A 16844-nucleotide genomic window follows, 5' to 3' on the forward strand; every position below is an offset into this window, starting at 1 on the left:
AACGATGTGCTGGTCGGCCATACCCCGCTGACCAACTCCATCACCAATGTCAGCGGTGGTAACTACGAGAACCTGGTCGCCGACAAGACTCCGGTCAGCACCACCGTGACCGATACCGTCGACACCACCAGCGTCAGCCTGACTGCCACTGGCACCGTCGCTGAAGGCGGCCAGATCACCTACACCGCCACCCTGACCAATGCCGCCGGCACTCCGGTGACCGTGACCCTGTCCAACGGTGCGGTAATCACCATCGCCGCGGGCGCCACTACCGGCACCACCACCGTCGCGGCTCCAGCCGATGACGTGTACAAGGACGCCGGCAAGGTCGAAGCCACCATCACCAAGGCCGAGGGCGGCAATTTCGAGAAGCTGGTGCCGAACACCACGCCGGCCGTGACTGACGTTACCGACACCATCGACAACTCCACCGTGTCGCTCAAGGCCACGCCTTCGGCGGCCGAAGGTGGCAACGTCACTTACACCGCCACCGTCACTGCTCCAGTGACCGGTTCCCCGGTCGTGGTCACCCTGGCCAATGGCGAGAAGATCACCATCCCGGTCGGTGAAACCACCGGTTCGGTGAGCATCAGCGCGCCGAACGATGTGCTGGTCGGCCATACCCCGCTGACCAACTCCATCACCAATGTCAGCGGTGGTAACTACGAGAACCTGGTCGCCGACAAGACTCCGGTCAGCACCACCGTGACCGATACCGTCGACACCACCAGCGTCAGCCTGACTGCCACTGGCACCGTCGCTGAGGGCGGCCAGATCACCTACACCGCCACCCTGACCAACGCCGCCGGCACTCCGGTGACCGTGACCCTGTCCAACGGTTCGGTGATCCATATCGAGGCCGGAAAAACCACCGGGACGGTCACCGTTGCGGCGCCGGCAGACGACGTCTACATCGACGCAGGCAAGGTCAACGCCACCATCACCAACGCCACTGGCGGCAACTTCGAGAAGCTGGTCACGGACACCACGCCAGCGGTGACCAACGTCACCGATACACTGGACACCACTTCGGTGGGTATCAGCGGCAGCGCCTCGGTCACCGAAGGCCAGACCGCCAGCTACACCGTGAGCCTGACTCACCCGGCGCAGACCGAAGTCACCCTGAAGATCAGCTACAGCGGCACCGCCACCGACGGTTCGGACTTCAGCGGCGTGTACACCGTGAAGATCCCGGCCGGCGCCAGCAGCGCCACCTTCAACGTCGCCACCATTGACGACAAGATCACCGAAGGCACCGAGAACTTCACGGTCAAGATCGACTCGGCCACTGGCGGCAACTTCGAGAACCTGGTGGTGGGCAGCAACAACAGCGTCACTACCTCGATCATCGATAACGACGCTCCGCCGGTCATCGACCTGGATGCCAACAACTCCAGCGGTGCTACCGGGGCCGACTACAAGGTCACCTTCACCGAAGGCACCACAGGCCCTGGCGTGTCGATCGCCGACACCGACCTGAGCATCACCGACCCGGACAGCACCCTGCTCACCGGCGCCACCATCGTGCTGACCAACCGCCAGCCGGGGGACTCGCTGAACCTGGGCAACAGCGTCAACGGCATCACCATCAATGCCAACAGCAAGGACGGTTCGATCACCCTGACCCTGTCGGGCAGCGCGACGCTGGCCGACTACATGCAGCAGATCAAGAACATCACCTTCACCAACAACAGTGAAGACCCGAGCACCACGCCACGGACCATCACCGTGACCGTGACCGACGGCGGCAACTACTCCAACGTCGCCACTACCACGGTCAACGTGGTGGCGGTGAACGACGCCCCAACCGCCACTGGCGGCGCCGTGACCGGCAACGAAGACACCCCGCTGGCACTGTCCTGGTCGAACTTCGGCGTCAGCGACGTCGACAGCCCGGCGTCCAGCCTCGGCGTGAAGATCACCCAGCTGCCCAGCGACGGCAAACTGCAATACCTGGACGGTTCGACCTGGAAGGATGTGGCCAACAACCAGACCTTCAGCAAGGCCGATATCGATGCCGGAAAACTGCGCTTCACACCGGACGCCAACGAATCCGGAACCAATGGCTACGGCGGCAACGGCGTGGGCAACCAGCAGGCCGATTACGCCCAGATCAAGTTCCAGCCAACCGACGGCCAGGCCCTGGGCAACACCGGCACGGTGACCGTCGACATCACCCCGGTAGCCGATGCGCCGACCCTGAGCGTGGCCGGCAACAGCGTGAATTCGGTGGGCCTGCTCAAGGAAGTCTGGACCAACCTCAGCGGCCTGGGCACCGACGGCAGCGGCGCTTCCGCCAGCACTCTGAAATCGGTGATCGACGCTGCCGGCACACCCAACAGCAGCAGCCTGGCGACCAACGTCCAGTCCGACGGCAATATCACGCCGGGCACTGCGTCGAAGACCTCAGGCCTGATCTACCTGGAAGCAGGCAAGGCCTATACCTTCTCCGGCACCGGCGACGACAGCCTGCTGGTGACCATCGGCGGCAAGAACGTGGCCAGCACCACCTGGGGCGCGGGCGGTAACCTCAACGGTACTTTCACCCCGACCACCAGCGGCTACTACACCATCGATATCTACCACCACAACCAGAGCGGCGCAGGCAACTACGACGTCAACCTCTCGGTCAACGGCGGGGCTGCGGTGGACCTGAGCAACGCCGGCGTGCCGCTGTACACCGGGGTCACCGACCTGACCAACGCCGGAGTCTCGGTGTCCGACCTGCACGGCACCAACGGTGAAGGCTACTACGACGGCTACAAGCTCAACGAGGGCGGCGAAGGCGGCAGCGTGCATCTGTCGAAGATCACCACCGGCCTGACTGATACCGACGGCTCGGAAACCCTCAGCGTGAAGATCAGCGGCATTCCGGCAGGCTCGGTGCTCAGCGATGGCGCCGGGCACACCTTCACCGCCACCGCGACTTCCGGTGAAGCCAACGTCACCGGCTGGAACCTGGGCAACCTGACGGTCACGCCACCGCCGTACTACAACGGCACCTTCAACCTGAACGTGACCTCGACCTCCACCGAGTCCCTGGGCGGCTCTGCCAGCACTTCGGCGCAGATCCCGGTCAAGGTCTACCCGGCGGTCTACAACTCGGTGGTCGCCACCTCCGGCGACGACACCGTTACCGGCACCGACGGCAACGACATCGTGGTTGCCGACATCGGCGGCCTGACCGTGGTCCCGGGCACCAACTACAACATCGCCTTCATGGTGGACAGCTCCGGCAGCATGAGCAGCGCCTCGATCACCGCGGCCAAGAACTCCCTGACCTCGGTGTTCAATACCCTGAAGAACAGCATCGGCGGCAGCAGCTCGGGGACGGTGAACATCTTCCTCGCCGACTTCGATACCCAGGTCAACAAGTCGGTGTCGGTGAACCTCAACGACCCGACCGCCCTGGCCCAGCTCAAGGCGGTGCTGGACTCGATGACGTCCGGCGGCGGTACCAACTACGAAGATGTGTTCAAGGCCACGGCCAACTTCTTCCAGAGCAGCCAGGCCACCGGCAACAGCAACGCCACCAACCTGACCTACTTCATCACCGACGGTAAGCCGACCTACTACCAGAGCGGCGAGCAGACCAACCCGACGCTGTACGGCAACGTGCGCCTCGACGATGTGGTGACCACCAGCAACTACAAGCTGGGGGATACCTTCAGCAGCTACATCGACAACACCCACTACCTCTCCGTGAACTCTAGCGGTTCGGTGGTCCTGCAGACCTACACCAATGGCTGGGGCTGGAGCAGCAAGACCCTGGGCACCCTGCACGCCCAGGGCGACGGTACCTACGAGCTGTCGAACCTGGCCGGCTCCGGCAGCAGCACCGACTACTACACCACCACCAACTCCAACAGCGGCTTTGCCCTGCTCAGCGGCCTGTCGAACGTCGAAGCCATCGGCATCAACAGTGGTGTCAGCCTCAACGACCTCAAGCCTTACGACAGCGACGGCAAGCCGCAGACCAACATCGACCCGAACGACCTGGCCAACTCGATCATCGGCCACACCGAAGCGACCATGCCGGGGGCCGACAAGGTCAGCGGCGGCGACGGCAACGACATCCTGTTCGGCGACCTGGTGAGCTTCAACGGCGTCGCAGGCGAGGGCTACCAGGCCATGCAGGCCTATGTGGCCAAGCAGACCGGGGTCGACGTGAGCAAGGTCACCACCAGCAACGTGCACCAGTACATCACCGAGCACTACACCGAGTTCGATGTGTCTGGCAGCCACGACGGCAACGACACTCTGCTGGGCGGTGCCGGCAATGACATTCTCTTCGGCCAGGGCGGCAACGACCTGCTGGACGGCGGCAAGGGCAATGACATCCTGCTGGGGGGAACCGGCAACGACACCCTGATCGGTGGCCAGGGCAACGATATCCTGATCGGCGGTTCGGGTGCCGACACCTTCGTCTGGAAGGCCGGCGACACCGGCAACGACGTGATCAAGGACTTCAAGGCCAGCGAAGGCGACCGCATCGACCTGCGTGACTTGCTGCAGGGCGAGAGCGCCAGCACCATCGACAACTTCCTCAAGATCACCACCGTGGACGGGGTCTCGACCCTGCAGGTCAGCTCCGAGGGCAAGCTCAACGCCGCCGGGGGCCTGGCCAACGCCGACGTGACGATCAAGCTGGAAGGCAACAACTGGTCCAACGCCAACATCAATTCGTTGATCGCCGGCAGCGACCCGACCATCAAGATCGATCACAACAACAGCTGACCGGTCCCTAGCGGCCCCCCCCCAGGGTGGTCGCCGGGCCCCGGCAGGCAGCCCGCGGCGTGACGAGCGCCGCGGCGCACCGCATACTCGCGCTCTGAATGCTGCGTTGGCCTATGCTGCTGCCTGACGCCGGAAACACATGCCTGAGGGATTCGCCATGTTCTACGTGCAACGCGATGCACAGGGCCAGCTGATTCGCGTGGAAGCCGCCGCTTACGCCGAGGCCACCGAGACGCTGCCCGCCGACCACCACGAGATCCAGACCTGGTACGCCAACGAGGCGGTGGAAGTCAGTCTCAAGCAACTCAAGCAAAGCGACCTGGAAATGATCCGGGTGCTGGACGACCTGATCCAGCTCCTGACCCTCAAGGGCGTGATCCGCATCACCGACCTGCCGGCCGCGGCCCAGGCCAAGCTGATGGATCGCACCCAGGCCCGCGAGGCGCTGGGCGGTTTGAGCCGGTTGATCAATGACGATGAAACCGGATTGATCTGAACCCTTTTCGCCAGCCGACTCCTACTGTAGGAGCCGGCTTGCCGGCGAAAGCGGTTTCAACCCCAGGGAGCCGGCTCGCCGAACAGCTGGCCCTGCACCCCGTACAAGCCCATCTCGCGAATCACCTGCAGCTCGCCCTCGGTCTCGACCCGTTCGGCAATCAGCGGCAGGTCGATGCTGTGGGCCGCGCGCTGGATGGCTTCGATAAACAGGCGCTTGTCGCTTTCCTGATCGATGTCGCGGATGTAGCTGCCATCGATCTTCAGGTACGCCAGCCCCAGGCGCGCCAGGTTGCCGATCATGCTGAAGCGCCCACCGAAGCGTTGCAGGCTGAGGGAGAAACCCAGCTCGCGCAGGCGCCGGGTCAGCTGTTCCAGCATGGCCTGCTCGGGTAATTGCTCTTCACCGATCTCCAGGGTCAGGCGCGGGCCCAGGTCGGAATGCTGGCGCAGGATCTCGAACACCCGATTCAGGGCGTGCGGGTCCGCCAGGGTCGCCGCCGACAGGTTCAGCGCCAGGCAGTCTTCGTGGCTCGCCATCTGTCTCAGCACCTGTTCGAGCATCAGCAGATCCAGGCGCGAGGTCCAGCCGAAACGCTCCAGCCACGGCAGGAAACGCCCGGCCGGAATGGTCTGGCCCTGTTCATCCAGCAGCCGCGACAGCACTTTGTAGTGCAGCACCAGGTGGGTGTCCCGAGCGGCCACCACCGGCTGGAAGTACAGCTGGAAGTGCTGCTCCGACAGCGCCCGGTCCAACAGCCGGTGCCAGGCATGGTGGTCATCCCCGACCTGGGCACTGGCGCCTTGATCGAGGCAGGCCCAACTGGTGTCACCCTGGGCTTCGGCCTGGGCCAGGGCCTGGTCGCCGAGGCTCAGCACCGCTTGCGGCGAATCACCGTGAGCAAACGCCGCCAGGCCGATGGAGGCCACTGAGGCAACATCGGTGGCGCCGGTGGCGTGCAGGTTGCCCAGGGCACTGTCCAGGCTCTGGGCCAGCTGGATGGCTTCCTCACGCACCAGCCCCGGCGCCAGCACCGCGAACTCGCCACCACGGACCCGGGTGACCAGGTTGTGGGTTTCCGGGTACTTGTCGCACTCGCGCAGCAGTTGTTCACCCACCGCCTTGAGCAACTGGTCGGTGCGCTGGCCGCCCAGGCGCTGGTTCAGCCCGGCCAGGTCCTTGACCCGCAACAGCAACAGGTAGCCGGAACTGGCCTGCTCGGGGTTGCTTACGCGGGCGTGCAGCTGCATTTCGAAATAACGCCGGTTGGCCAGCCCGGTCAGGCTGTCCTGATAGGACTCGGTGCGCAGTTTCTCGCTGCGCTCGGCCTGCTCCTGGAACAGCGCCTTGAGCTTCTCGACCATCTGGTTCATGGCCTGCACCACCCGCCGCAGCTCCGGAGTCCGGGGCAATTGCGGCAGGCTGAGGAATTCACGACGGGCAATGGCGTGGGACTGCTGGACCATGTAGTCCAACGGCTTGAGCTGGCGCCGCAGCAGCAGGGCGCCGAGCACCGCGCTCACCGCACCGCAGATCAACAGCCAGCCCAGGCTGCCCAGGGCGCTTTGCCAGAGCTTGGCCACGGCGAACATCGGGTGGCTGAGCACCTCGACCCGTGCCGCCTGTTCCCAGCCGCGGCTGACGATGGCATCGCCACCCGCAGGTTCCAGGCCGATCAGGCTGACAAACCACTGGGGCACGTTGCCGACTTCCGGGATGCCGCTGCGCTCGACAAGGGTCTTGTCGGTGGCCAGGTCCACCACCCGGATACTGGCGTAGTAGCCACTGTCGAAGATCGAGCTGACCATCAGCTCGACCATCGCCGGGTCGTCGATGTTCGGCGTCAGCGACAGTGCCAGGGCAGTGGCGGCATCCTGGGCATGGGAGCGCAGCTGATTGACATACTGGGTGCGCGAGCTTTCCAGGCTGACCATGAAGCTGCCGCTGAAGGCGACCACCAGGAACACACAGATTGCGATCAACAGTTGTTTGAACAAAGACATCTGAGCTCGTGCTCCTAGTTAGTCGTCTCGACCGGAAAACCTTCGGCCTGCATTTTTTTCAACACGTCCTGCCAACGGGACAGGCGCTTGGTGTCGCCCACCCGCTTGTTGCCTTTGGCCCCCGGTAGCCACAGACCCTCGGCATTGAAGGAGTACACCGGCAACAGGTCGGTACGCTCGCTGGCCGGGCGGATCGAGTCTTCCAGGCTGTCGAGCACCAGAGGCATGGCCTCCGGGCTGGAATAGTAGGTCAAGACCATGTGCGCACGGTTCTGGCGCAGGGCCTTGACGTAGGTGATGCGCAGTTTGTCACTGGAAACCCCGAGGTGGCGCAGGCTGAAATACTTGGCGATCGCGTAGTCCTCGCAATCGCCGGCGCCCTTCCACAATGCCTCGATCGGCGTTTCCCAATAATCCACCTGGTGCCACAGGTCGATGTCTTCCACGTAGCGCATGTTCTTGTTGAAGAACAGGTTGACCACCTTCAACTGTTCGCGCTCGGGCACCTGCTTTTGCGTGGCCAGCAGGTGCTGCCAGGCATCGATGCGCGGCTGCCCTTCGCCCAGCGGACCGTAGAGCGCCGTGGCACGGCGGCTGATCAGGGAGAAATCCCAGTCGGCGTGCAGGCTGCCCAGCAGTGCGCCGGCCAGCAGCAATGCCGCGCAGAACCAGCGCAGGGTCCGAGAAAGAGCTAAACGTGCCGCCAATGCAATGCGTCCATGGGAGCTGTCGTAAATCGGCTGATGGTGAAGGCTGGCCCGGCAAAAAACAATGGCACCTTACAATCACCAGCCGCCGGAAAAGAGCCGGCGCGAAACATTCAGAGCATAGCCGCAAGCCGCGTTCCGGCGACCGACAGCAACCGCCCGCCCGGCCCGGCACACACGTGCCTTCACGGACGACAGGCACTATGTTAGAAACCATCCGCAGACTGCGACGCCCTCTTCAGGCTGCCTCTGGCCGGCGCAGTGCCGGCCCACTTGCTTAAGGAAAAGCTGTGTACACCGACACCCGACAATGGACGCTGGTGATCAAACCCGGGCAAGCCACCCGGATCCGCCTGATCTGCTTTCCCCAGGCCGGGGCGGCAGCCGAGCAAATGCGGGTCTGGTCCAGTGGCCTGGCCGATCATATCGAGCTGGTGGTGCTCAACCTGCCGGGGCACGGTCCGCGCCGTGACGAAGCGCCCTGCGACAACTGGCCCAGCCTGCTGGAAAACACCTTCACCGCCCTCGACCCCTGGCTCGGCGAGCCCCATGCGCTGTTCGGCCACGGCCTGGGCGCGCTGCTGGCCTACGAGACCAGCAAGCATGCCCAGGAACGCTTTCCCCAGCAGACCCGCCACCTGTTCGTCTCCGGCTGTCGCAGCCCGGATAGCCTGCCGCGCCGGCCCTTGCTCCACTCCCTGCCCATCGCCGCGTTTCGCGAGGCGATCCTGACCCTCGGCGCCAGCCCCCTGGAGATGCCCCGCGGGCAGAACGACCTGCAATCCTACGAACGCCTGCTGCGCAACGGCCTGAAGCTTTTCGAAACCTGGTACGACACCTCCAGCGGTTGCCTGGATGTGCCGTTGACGGCCTTCTACGGCAGCGAGGACCCGCTGGCCACGGCCAACCTCATGCTCAACTGGCGCGAGTTCACCGGCCGCGAGTTCGAGCTGATCGAAGTGGCCGGCAATCACTTCTTCATCAAGTCCCAGCGCCAGCGCCTGTTGCAGGTGATCAATACTCACCTGGGGCTGCTGGGCGACCACCCGGCCTGATCGCTACCCATGAAAAAGCCCGCCCTGCCGTGAGGCGGGAGCGGGCTTGAAAGTGACGCGAAACCTCAGATCTTGAAGCTGTCCACCAGCTGCTTCAGGCGGCTGGCCTGCTGCGACAGGGCATCGCAATCCTTCAGGGTTTCGTTGAGGTTGGCCACGCCCTGCTGGTTCAGCAGGTTGATCTGGTTGATGTCGACATTGAGGGTCTCCACCACGGCCGTCTGCTCTTCGGTCGCCGCCGCCACCGACTGGTTCATGCCATCGATCTCGCCGATCCGCTGAGTCACGCTGACCAGCCGCGCACCGGCCTGGTTGGCCACTTCGACGCTCTCTTCGCTGGACGCCTGGCTGGCGTTCATGGTCGACACCGCTTCACGGGAGCCGACCTGCAAGGAGGTGATCATCTTGTGGATCTCTTCCGCCGACTCCTGGGTACGATGAGCCAGGTTGCGCACCTCGTCGGCCACCACGGCGAAGCCACGGCCGGCTTCGCCGGCACGGGCCGCTTCGATGGCCGCGTTGAGGGCCAGCAAGTTGGTCTGCTGGGAGATGCCCTTGATCACATCGAGAATGTGCCCGATGTTGTCGGTGCTGGCGTTCAGGGTCTCGATCTGGGTGCAGGACAGGCTGATCTTCTGCGACAGCTCGGTCATGGCCTGGATGGTCTGTTCCACCACTTGGCGACCGTCGTCGGCCTGCTCGCTGGCGCCACTGGCGTGCTGCGAGGCATCGGCGGCGTTACGGGCGATTTCCTGGGTTGCGGCCCCCAGTTCGTTGATCGCGGCGGCCACGCTGTTGGTGCGGGCGCTCTGCTCGTCGGAACCGATGATCGAAGCGTTGGACGAAGCCATCACGCGCTGGGACAGGTCGTGTACCTGGCGGGTGGCCGAGGACACTTCGGAAATCGAGGCATGGATCCGCTCGACGAACTGGTTGAACGAGCTGCCCAGTTCGCCGAATTCGTCCTTGCTCTCCACCACCAGGCGCCGGGTCAGGTCGCCCTCGCCCTGGGCGATGTCCTGCATCGCACGGCCCATGGTGATCAGTGGGCGCATCAACACCTGGATCAGCAGGGTCAGCAGTACGGCGATCACCGCCACGGCGATAAACATCGCGATCAAGGCAGAAGTACGGAATTGGCTCAGCGGTGCGTAGGCCTTGTCCTTGTCGATGGACAGACCGATGTACCACTCGGCATTCGGCAAGCCGGTCACCGGGGTGAAGGAGAGGATGCGCTCCTGTTTGTTCAGGACCACTTCCTGGTTGCCGTTTTCGATCCGTACGTTGGCGCCGGGGTAGATGTCCTTGAGGTTCTTCATCACCTGGTCCTTGTCCGGGCTGACGATCACCTGACCGTCGGCACTGACCAGGAAGGCGTGGCCCAGGCCACCGAAATCCACCGAGTTGATGATCTTCACCAGGGTTTCCAGGCTCAGGTCGCCACCAACCACGCCCAGCAGTTCACCCTGCTTTTTCACCGGCATGGCGATGGTCACCACCAGGCCACCGACAGCCGCCATGTAGGGCGGGGTCAGCATGGTCTTGTCGGCGGCGACGGCCTGCTTGTACCAGGGGCGCTGACGCGGGTCGTAGCCGTCGGGCATCTTCGCGTCAGGGCGCTGGGTGAAGGTGCCGTTGGCCTGGCCGACGTAGGTGAACTGGAAGTTCGAGGTAAAGGCCGGTTGGTCCACCAGCCCTGGGAAATCTGCGTTCTGACCTTGGTGAGCAACGTTCTGCGCGAGGTTCTCGAGCACCAGGATCCGCCCGCTCATCCAGTTCTGCACACTGCTGGAGGTGAGCTCACCGGCCTGCTGGATAGAGGATTCGAGGTTCTGTCGGATGGTGTTTCGCTGCAGGTAGTCGTTGTACAAGGTGAACAACGCAAAAGCCAGAACCACTACGCCGGAGGCGGCCAAAAGGATTTTATGGCTGAACTTGAGATTCATTTCATGGGACTTCTTATGCCGAAAGTGGGGATGCGTCCGTAATGCAACATTCCATGTAACAGCGCAGGCGATGTTCTCTGACCGCTCTACTTTGGTGCACGCATGTCTTATCAGTCTTTCGGCAAGAATCTGCGAACCCTTAGAGATTTTTCTGAATTACTCGCCTGAATTTGCCTAATCCCGCCGAACGGTGTTCCAGAGCATCCGTGGCACATTTTCAGATGACCGACAGTGCGCTGCTTATTGCCAAATCGATAAAGCCTCAATGACAATGCGACTAATTATCATTAGTGACACTCAGGCAGTCCGCGTCCATGTCATCACCCGAGTTCGCCGTACAGACGCTCTACAGCCATCACCATGGCTGGCTCAACAGCTGGCTGCGCCAGCGCCTGGGCAATGCCGCGGATGCTGCCGACCTGGCTCAGGACACCTTCGTACGCCTGCTGCAGAAAACTGAACGTCTGGAACTCAAGGCCCCCCGGGCTTTTTTACGCACCATCGCCCGGGGGCTGGTAATCGATCACTGGCGCCGCGAGGAAATCGAACGTGCCTATCTGGAAACCATCGCCCACTTGCCCGAAGCCGAAACACCCGGCGCTGAAGCTCGGGCGTTGATTCTGGAGCTGCTGGAAAGCATTGCGCGGATGCTTGAAGGGCTGAAGCCGAAAGTACGTCAGGCTTTTCTCCTGGCTCAGTGCGAGGAACTTACCCACAAGCAGATTGCTAAGCAGATGGGCCTATCCCTGCGTACCGTCGAGCGTTATGTCGCCCAGGCGCTCTACCATTGCTACCTGCTGCGCTACGAGAGCTGAAGCCTGTGGATAACTTTCCCGCCAGCCTGCCGCTCAAACCCAATCCCGATCACCTGGTGGTCAAGCAAGCAATCAACTGGTTGCTGCGCCTGCGCAACAACGGTGCCAACCCCAAGCTGCAGCAACAGTGCGATCTGTGGCGGGCGGCGCACCAGGAGCACGAACTGGCCTGGCAGCGGGTGCAATCGTTGCAGCAGGAACTCACGGCCAACCTGCGTTCGGTGCCGGGGGCTCAGGTGGCCTTGCATACCCTGGAACACAGCAGTCAGCGCCTGGGCCGGCGCCAGGCCCTGAAACTGCTCAGTGGCGCCCTGCTCCTGGGCTCCAGTGCCTGGGTCGGCAAGGATCTGCTGGGCTGGCAACAATGGAACGCAGACTTTGCCACCGCCGTCGGCGAGCAGCGGGGCTTCCAGTTGCCCGATGGCACCCGCCTGGAACTCAATACCGACAGCGCGGCGGACCTCAACTTCAATGCCGAGCAGCGCCTGATCAAACTGCGCCGGGGCGAGATCATGGTGTCCTGTGGAGCCGATCACGGCCCTGCCCGCCCGCTGCTGGTGGAGAGCCGCCACGCCCTGCTGGAAGGCTTCGACGCCCGCTTCGTGGTGCGCGTGGAGGATCGCTGCACGCGCCTGAGCGTGACCCACGGCAGCGTGGCCATTCATGCGCCGCACACCGCCGACGGCCGTAGCGCCCGGGTGGAAGCAGGTCAGAGCTATCAGATCAGCCATGGCCTGGCCGAACCTGCGGCCCCCCTGGCGATGGACGTCGGCGCCTGGGCCGATGGCCTGATCGTTACGCGCAACATGCGCCTGGACGACTTCCTCCAGGAGGTCGGCCGCTATCGCCATGGCTATCTGGGCTGCTCGGCAGCGGTTGGCAATCTGCGCCTTTCAGGTGTGTTCCGCCTGGAAGACACCGACAAGTTGCTGGCCATCCTGCCCCAGACCCTGCCAGTGCAGTTGCGCTACCGCACCCGTTGGTGGGTGACCTTGGGGCCAGTGGCTTGAAATTCACTGGGGTGATTTTTTTTGGCGGGTTTTGCCAGGACGTCCGGCTTAGTCAGTAAGCACTTCAATCTGCTTCCTGCGACTTCAACGGAACCTACCATGACTCTGCGCGACACCCGCCCAAGCTCTCCCTGCGCCCGCCCCTTGCGCCAAGCCATCCGCGCCGCCCTGCTGTGCTCCAGCATCGGCCTCGGCACAGTGGCGCCCCAGGTGCTGGCCGCCGCTAGCGCTGTTGATGCCCCGCGTCACAGCTACAGCGTGGCCCCGGGCAACCTCGGCGATGCCCTCAACCAGTTCGCCCGGCAGGCCGGGATCACCCTGTCCACCACCCCGGCCCTGACCCAGGGCAGGCAGTCCCCCGGGCTCCAGGGCGACTACTCCATTCCCCAAGGCCTGAACCAGCTGCTGCGGGGTTCGGGACTGGAGGCGGTCAGCCAGGACGGCGGCAACTACGTACTGCGGCCCCTGCCCCAGGGCAGCGCCCTGACCCTGCCCGCCACTGAGGTCAAGGGCTTCGCCCTGGGCAACGCATTGGGCAGCATGGAGGGCTACAACGCGACGCACAGTCAGATCGCCACCAAGACCAGTACAGCGTTGCTGGAGACCTCGCAAAGCGTCTCGGTGGTCACCCGTGAACAGATCGACGACCAGGGCGCGCAAACCGTCGCCCAGACCATGCGCTACACCCCCGGCGTGCTGACCAATCCCTATGGCGCCACCCATCGCTACGACTATGTAGCGATGCGCGGCTTCAACGATGGTTCGGTGGACAACATCTACCTCGATGGCCTCAAGTCCATGGGTGACAGCGGCACCTACAGCAGCATGCAGGTCGACCCCTACTTCCTCGAACGGGTGGATATTCTCAAGGGCCCCTCATCGGTGCTTTACGGCCGCAGCTCCCCAGGCGGCCTGGTGGCCCTGACCAGCAAAAAGCCTCTCTACGAGCCCTATCACCAGATTCAGGCAACCGTGGGCACCCAGGGCAAACAGGGCCTGGGGTTCGACTTCAGCGGCCCGCTCGATGACGACAAGCGCGTTGCCTATCGGTTGATCGGCCTGACGGACAAGTCTGACACTCAGTTCGACCACGCGAAGGAAAAACGCTTCGCCCTGTCACCGACCCTGAGTATCGACTTCAGTGAAGACACCTCCCTGACGCTCCAGGCCTATTTGCAGAATGACCCCGATGGCGGCTACCACGGCGGCATGCCGGCCAACGGCACCCTGAACCAGCGCAATGGCCAGCGCATTTCCGAGCATTTCTTCGAGGGCGAGCCGGGCGTGGATGGCTACAAGCGCGATCAACAGTCCTTCGGCTATCAGTTCGAGCATCGTTTCAACGACACCTTCACCGCCCGCCAGAACTTCCGCTACCTGGACTCCAAGGTGAAGCTCGACCAGGTCTATGCCTATGGCTGGACCAATGCCACCAGCAATGACCTGAACCGCTATTACTCGGGTGGAGATGAGAAGCTCCACTCCTTCATCGTCGATAACATGCTGCAGGCCGAATTCCTCACTGGCGAGGTCAAGCACACCTTACTGCTGGGAGCCGACTATCAACGGCGCAAGACCGTGGTCGACTGGGACCAGGGAACGCTGCAACCGATCAATGCGTTCAACCCGGTCTATGGCAACTCGACGATCAACTACTACAGCCACACCAGCTATTTGCGGCGCCTGGAACAGACCGGCGTGTACTTGCAGGACCTGATCGAGCTGGACAAATGGCGCTTCTCCCTGGGGCTGCGCCAGGACTGGGTGGAAACCTCGGATGAAAACCGCCTGGCTGAAGCCCAGCGCCCACTGGGCACCGAAATCAGCGACAAACGCACCAAGTTCACTGGGCGTGCGGGCGCGCTGTATCTGTTCGATAACGGTCTGGCGCCTTACGTCAGCTATTCCGAGTCATTCAACCCCAACTCCTACGCAGACAGCGCAGGCAATCCGCTGCCACCCACCGACGGCACCCAATGGGAAGTCGGGCTGAAATATCAGCCACCAGGTACGGACAACTTGTTCACTGCCTCGTTGTTCCGCATCGACCAGGAGAACCTGGCGTCGAAGCTGCCCCAGGAAAACTTCTATCGTGCGGTGGGTGCTGTTCGCTCCCAGGGGCTGGAGCTGGAAGCCCACATGCAACTGACCGGCAACCTGAAACTGCTGGGCAGCTATACCTTCACCGACATCCAGTATTCGAAGTCGATGACCAGCACCCTGAGCAGCGCCACCAACCTCATCGAGAACAAGGGCAACTCGCCTACTCAGGCACCGCGGCAGATGGCGTCGCTGTGGGCCGACTACAAGTTCGACAGCGCGGCGCTGGATGGCCTGCGCCTGGGCGGCGGTGTGCGCTATGTGGGCTACAGCTGGGCCGATGCCGAGAACACCATGAAGGTACCGGCCTACACGCTCTTCGATGCCTCCATCGGCTATGACCTGGGCAAGCTGGGCCTCAAGGGAGTGGATGTACGGCTCAATGCCAACAACCTGACCAATGAGTCCTACGTCGCCTCCTGTGCAAGCTTGAGCTACTGCTACCTGGGCGAAGAGCGCAATGTCGCCGCCACGGTGAGCTACCAGTTCTGATCTAGGTTGACTCCAACAAAGCCAGCGCCTGGCAGCAGCCGCTGGCTTTGTCGTCTCTACGGGAAAATGTCATGCGCGCCATTCTGGTTCTATTGCACCGCTACATGGGCCTGGCCACCGCAGTGTTCCTGCTGCTGGCCGGGCTGACCGGGAGTGTCCTGGCCTTTCATCACGAGCTGGATGAGTGGCTCAACCCCGAGTTCTATCACACGTCCGGCAAGGGGCCGGTGCTGGCCCCCGGCGCACTGGTGGATAGCGTTCAGGCCGAGCACCCGAGGCTGCAGGTCTGGTACATGGAATATCCACAAGAAGCCGGGCATGCCGCGCTGCTGGCAGCGGTGCCACGCACCGACCCGGCCACCGGCCAACCGTATACCGAGCGCAATCAAGTATTTTACTTGGACCCGGTTACGGCCCATCAGCAGGGGCAGCGCTTTTGGGGCGCCTGCTGCTTCCAGCGGCAGAACCTGGTGCCTTTTCTGCTGGAGTTCCACTACAACCTGAGCCTGCCCGGCAATTGGGGGCTGTGGTTGATGGGGCTGGTGGCCATTGCCTGGGTCATCGACTGTTTTGTTGCCTTGCTGCTGACCCTGCCTCGTGGACGGCCGTTCTGGCACAAGTGGTCCACGGCCTGGAAGATCAAGGGCGGCCATGCCTATCGGCTCAACTTCGACCTGCATCGCGCCGCAGGCTTGTGGTTATGGCTGCTCCTGCTGCCGATCGCCATCAGTAGCGTGGCCATGAACCTGCCGAGCCAGGTGTTCAAACCCGTGGTGTCATTGCTCTCGTCCATCGAACCCAGCGTCTATGAAGCTCGGGGACGAGTACCGGCGGCAGAGCTGGGGATAACCCGGCTGACTTATCAACAGGCCTATGAACGGGCTCTGGAAGAGGGGCAGCGGCTGGGCTTGAAGGAGACGATTGGTGAGTTGTATTACAGCTTTGAATACAACTTCTATGGAGCAGGTTTTGGTCGGCATGACAGCCAGGCCCATGGTAAGTCCTGGCTGTTCTTCCACGGTACGGATGGGCGCTTGCTGGGGCAAGAGATAGCGGGGCAAGGCACCCTCGGAGAGCGCTTCTACCGACTGCAACTCCCCATACATGGAGGCAGGATCATCGGTACCACGGGGCAGGTGATCATTGCTCTATTGGGCGTTCTGATTGCCGTGCTGGCACTGACCGGCATCTATATCTGGTGGCGTAAGTTAATGGCCCGTAGAAGCAGCAAGATACGTAAGAACAGGGCGTAAGAGGCAAGCAAGTGTGGTCTTGATGGTTGCTTACTCGATGCTGATAAAGCCCTGAATCCACCCTGCAATCTGCTTCTGCCACACAGCCCAGGCTTTATAGCGCACAAAAACAAAACCCCTGTCTGCGTGAGCAGACAGGGGTTTTGGAATTTGATCTTGACGATGACCTACTCTCACATGGGGAAACCCCACACTACCATCGGCGATGCATCGTTTCACTTCTGAGTTCG

9 protein-coding genes, 1 rRNA gene and 2 pseudogenes are annotated in these 16844 nt (G+C 62.8%); 7 read left to right on the forward strand and 5 right to left on the reverse strand.

Going from position 1 to position 16844, the window contains the following annotated elements; translation table 11 throughout:
* Both ACUXVH_RS31440 and ACUXVH_RS31445 read left to right on the forward strand, forming a co-directional pair.
* Window positions 1-4737: pseudogene (locus ACUXVH_RS31440) on the forward strand (LapA family giant adhesin); the annotation flags it as partial.
* 157 nt (window positions 4738-4894) lie between these two features.
* Entirely contained in the window at window positions 4895-5233 is a 339-nt protein-coding gene (locus ACUXVH_RS31445; RefSeq protein ID WP_011058513.1) for a hypothetical protein, read from the forward strand.
* Between the two features lie 56 nt (window positions 5234-5289).
* Here ACUXVH_RS31445 and lapD read toward each other — a convergent pair whose 3' ends face one another.
* Together lapD and lapG are read right to left on the reverse strand one after the other, a co-directional pair.
* Window positions 5290-7236: a cyclic di-GMP receptor LapD gene (lapD, locus tag ACUXVH_RS31450; RefSeq protein ID WP_053155799.1), complete on the reverse strand. Its 1947-nt coding sequence runs from the start codon at window positions 7234-7236 to the stop codon at window positions 5290-5292.
* A gap of 14 nt (window positions 7237-7250) precedes the next feature.
* Window positions 7251-7943: a cysteine protease LapG gene (gene lapG, locus ACUXVH_RS31455; RefSeq protein ID WP_011058511.1), complete on the reverse strand. Its 693-nt coding sequence runs from the start codon at window positions 7941-7943 to the stop codon at window positions 7251-7253.
* A 290-nt stretch (window positions 7944-8233) separates the two neighbouring features.
* Between lapG and ACUXVH_RS31460 the strand changes: the two genes are divergently transcribed.
* Window positions 8234-8998, forward strand: a complete 765-nt coding sequence (locus ACUXVH_RS31460) for a thioesterase II family protein (protein ID WP_011058510.1) — start codon at window positions 8234-8236, stop codon at window positions 8996-8998.
* A 65-nt stretch (window positions 8999-9063) separates the two neighbouring features.
* Here ACUXVH_RS31460 and ACUXVH_RS31465 read toward each other — a convergent pair whose 3' ends face one another.
* Together ACUXVH_RS31465 and ACUXVH_RS31470 are read right to left on the reverse strand one after the other, a co-directional pair.
* A complete protein-coding gene (locus ACUXVH_RS31465) occupies window positions 9064-9849 on the reverse strand; it encodes a methyl-accepting chemotaxis protein (protein WP_370059459.1) in 786 nt (261 codons plus the stop codon).
* A gap of 69 nt (window positions 9850-9918) precedes the next feature.
* Window positions 9919-10944: pseudogene (locus ACUXVH_RS31470) on the reverse strand (HAMP domain-containing protein); the annotation flags it as partial.
* A 314-nt stretch (window positions 10945-11258) separates the two neighbouring features.
* On the opposite strand from ACUXVH_RS31470, the gene ACUXVH_RS31475 reads away from it, so the two are divergent.
* From ACUXVH_RS31475 to ACUXVH_RS31490, 4 genes are all read left to right on the forward strand, one after another.
* The gene (locus ACUXVH_RS31475) at window positions 11259-11759 is read left to right on the forward strand and encodes a sigma-70 family RNA polymerase sigma factor (RefSeq protein WP_065363327.1); all 501 of its coding nucleotides are present in this window, start codon (window positions 11259-11261) and stop codon (window positions 11757-11759) included.
* Window positions 11760-11764: 5 nt separating this feature from the next.
* Window positions 11765-12769: a FecR domain-containing protein gene (locus ACUXVH_RS31480; RefSeq protein ID WP_065363326.1), complete on the forward strand. Its 1005-nt coding sequence runs from the start codon at window positions 11765-11767 to the stop codon at window positions 12767-12769.
* 99 nt (window positions 12770-12868) lie between these two features.
* Complete coding sequence (locus ACUXVH_RS31485) at window positions 12869-15361, forward strand: TonB-dependent siderophore receptor (RefSeq protein ID WP_065363325.1); 2493 nt, start codon at window positions 12869-12871, stop codon at window positions 15359-15361.
* 71 nt (window positions 15362-15432) lie between these two features.
* Complete coding sequence (locus tag ACUXVH_RS31490; RefSeq protein WP_065363324.1) at window positions 15433-16614, forward strand: PepSY-associated TM helix domain-containing protein; 1182 nt, start codon at window positions 15433-15435, stop codon at window positions 16612-16614.
* 154 nt (window positions 16615-16768) lie between these two features.
* On the opposite strand, the gene rrf is transcribed toward ACUXVH_RS31490, so the two are convergent.
* Window positions 16769-16844: ribosomal RNA gene (rrf, locus tag ACUXVH_RS31495) — 5S ribosomal RNA — on the reverse strand; the annotation flags it as partial.

This window comes from Pseudomonas sp. 8(2025), assembly GCF_052665325.1.

Excerpts from the sequence above, each read along its gene's own strand:
- ACUXVH_RS31445 (WP_011058513.1), top strand. The coding sequence starts at position 4,895 with ATGTTCTACGTGCAACGCGATGCACAGGGCCAGCTGATTCGCGTGGAA.
- lapD (WP_053155799.1), bottom strand. The coding sequence starts at position 7,236 with ATGTCTTTGTTCAAACAACTGTTGATCGCAATCTGTGTGTTCCTGGTG.
- ACUXVH_RS31465 (WP_370059459.1), bottom strand. The coding sequence starts at position 9,849 with ATGGCTTCGTCCAACGCTTCGATCATCGGTTCCGACGAGCAGAGCGCC.
- ACUXVH_RS31475 (WP_065363327.1), top strand. The coding sequence starts at position 11,259 with ATGTCATCACCCGAGTTCGCCGTACAGACGCTCTACAGCCATCACCAT.
- ACUXVH_RS31485 (WP_065363325.1), top strand. The coding sequence starts at position 12,869 with ATGACTCTGCGCGACACCCGCCCAAGCTCTCCCTGCGCCCGCCCCTTG.
- ACUXVH_RS31490 (WP_065363324.1), top strand. The coding sequence starts at position 15,433 with ATGCGCGCCATTCTGGTTCTATTGCACCGCTACATGGGCCTGGCCACC.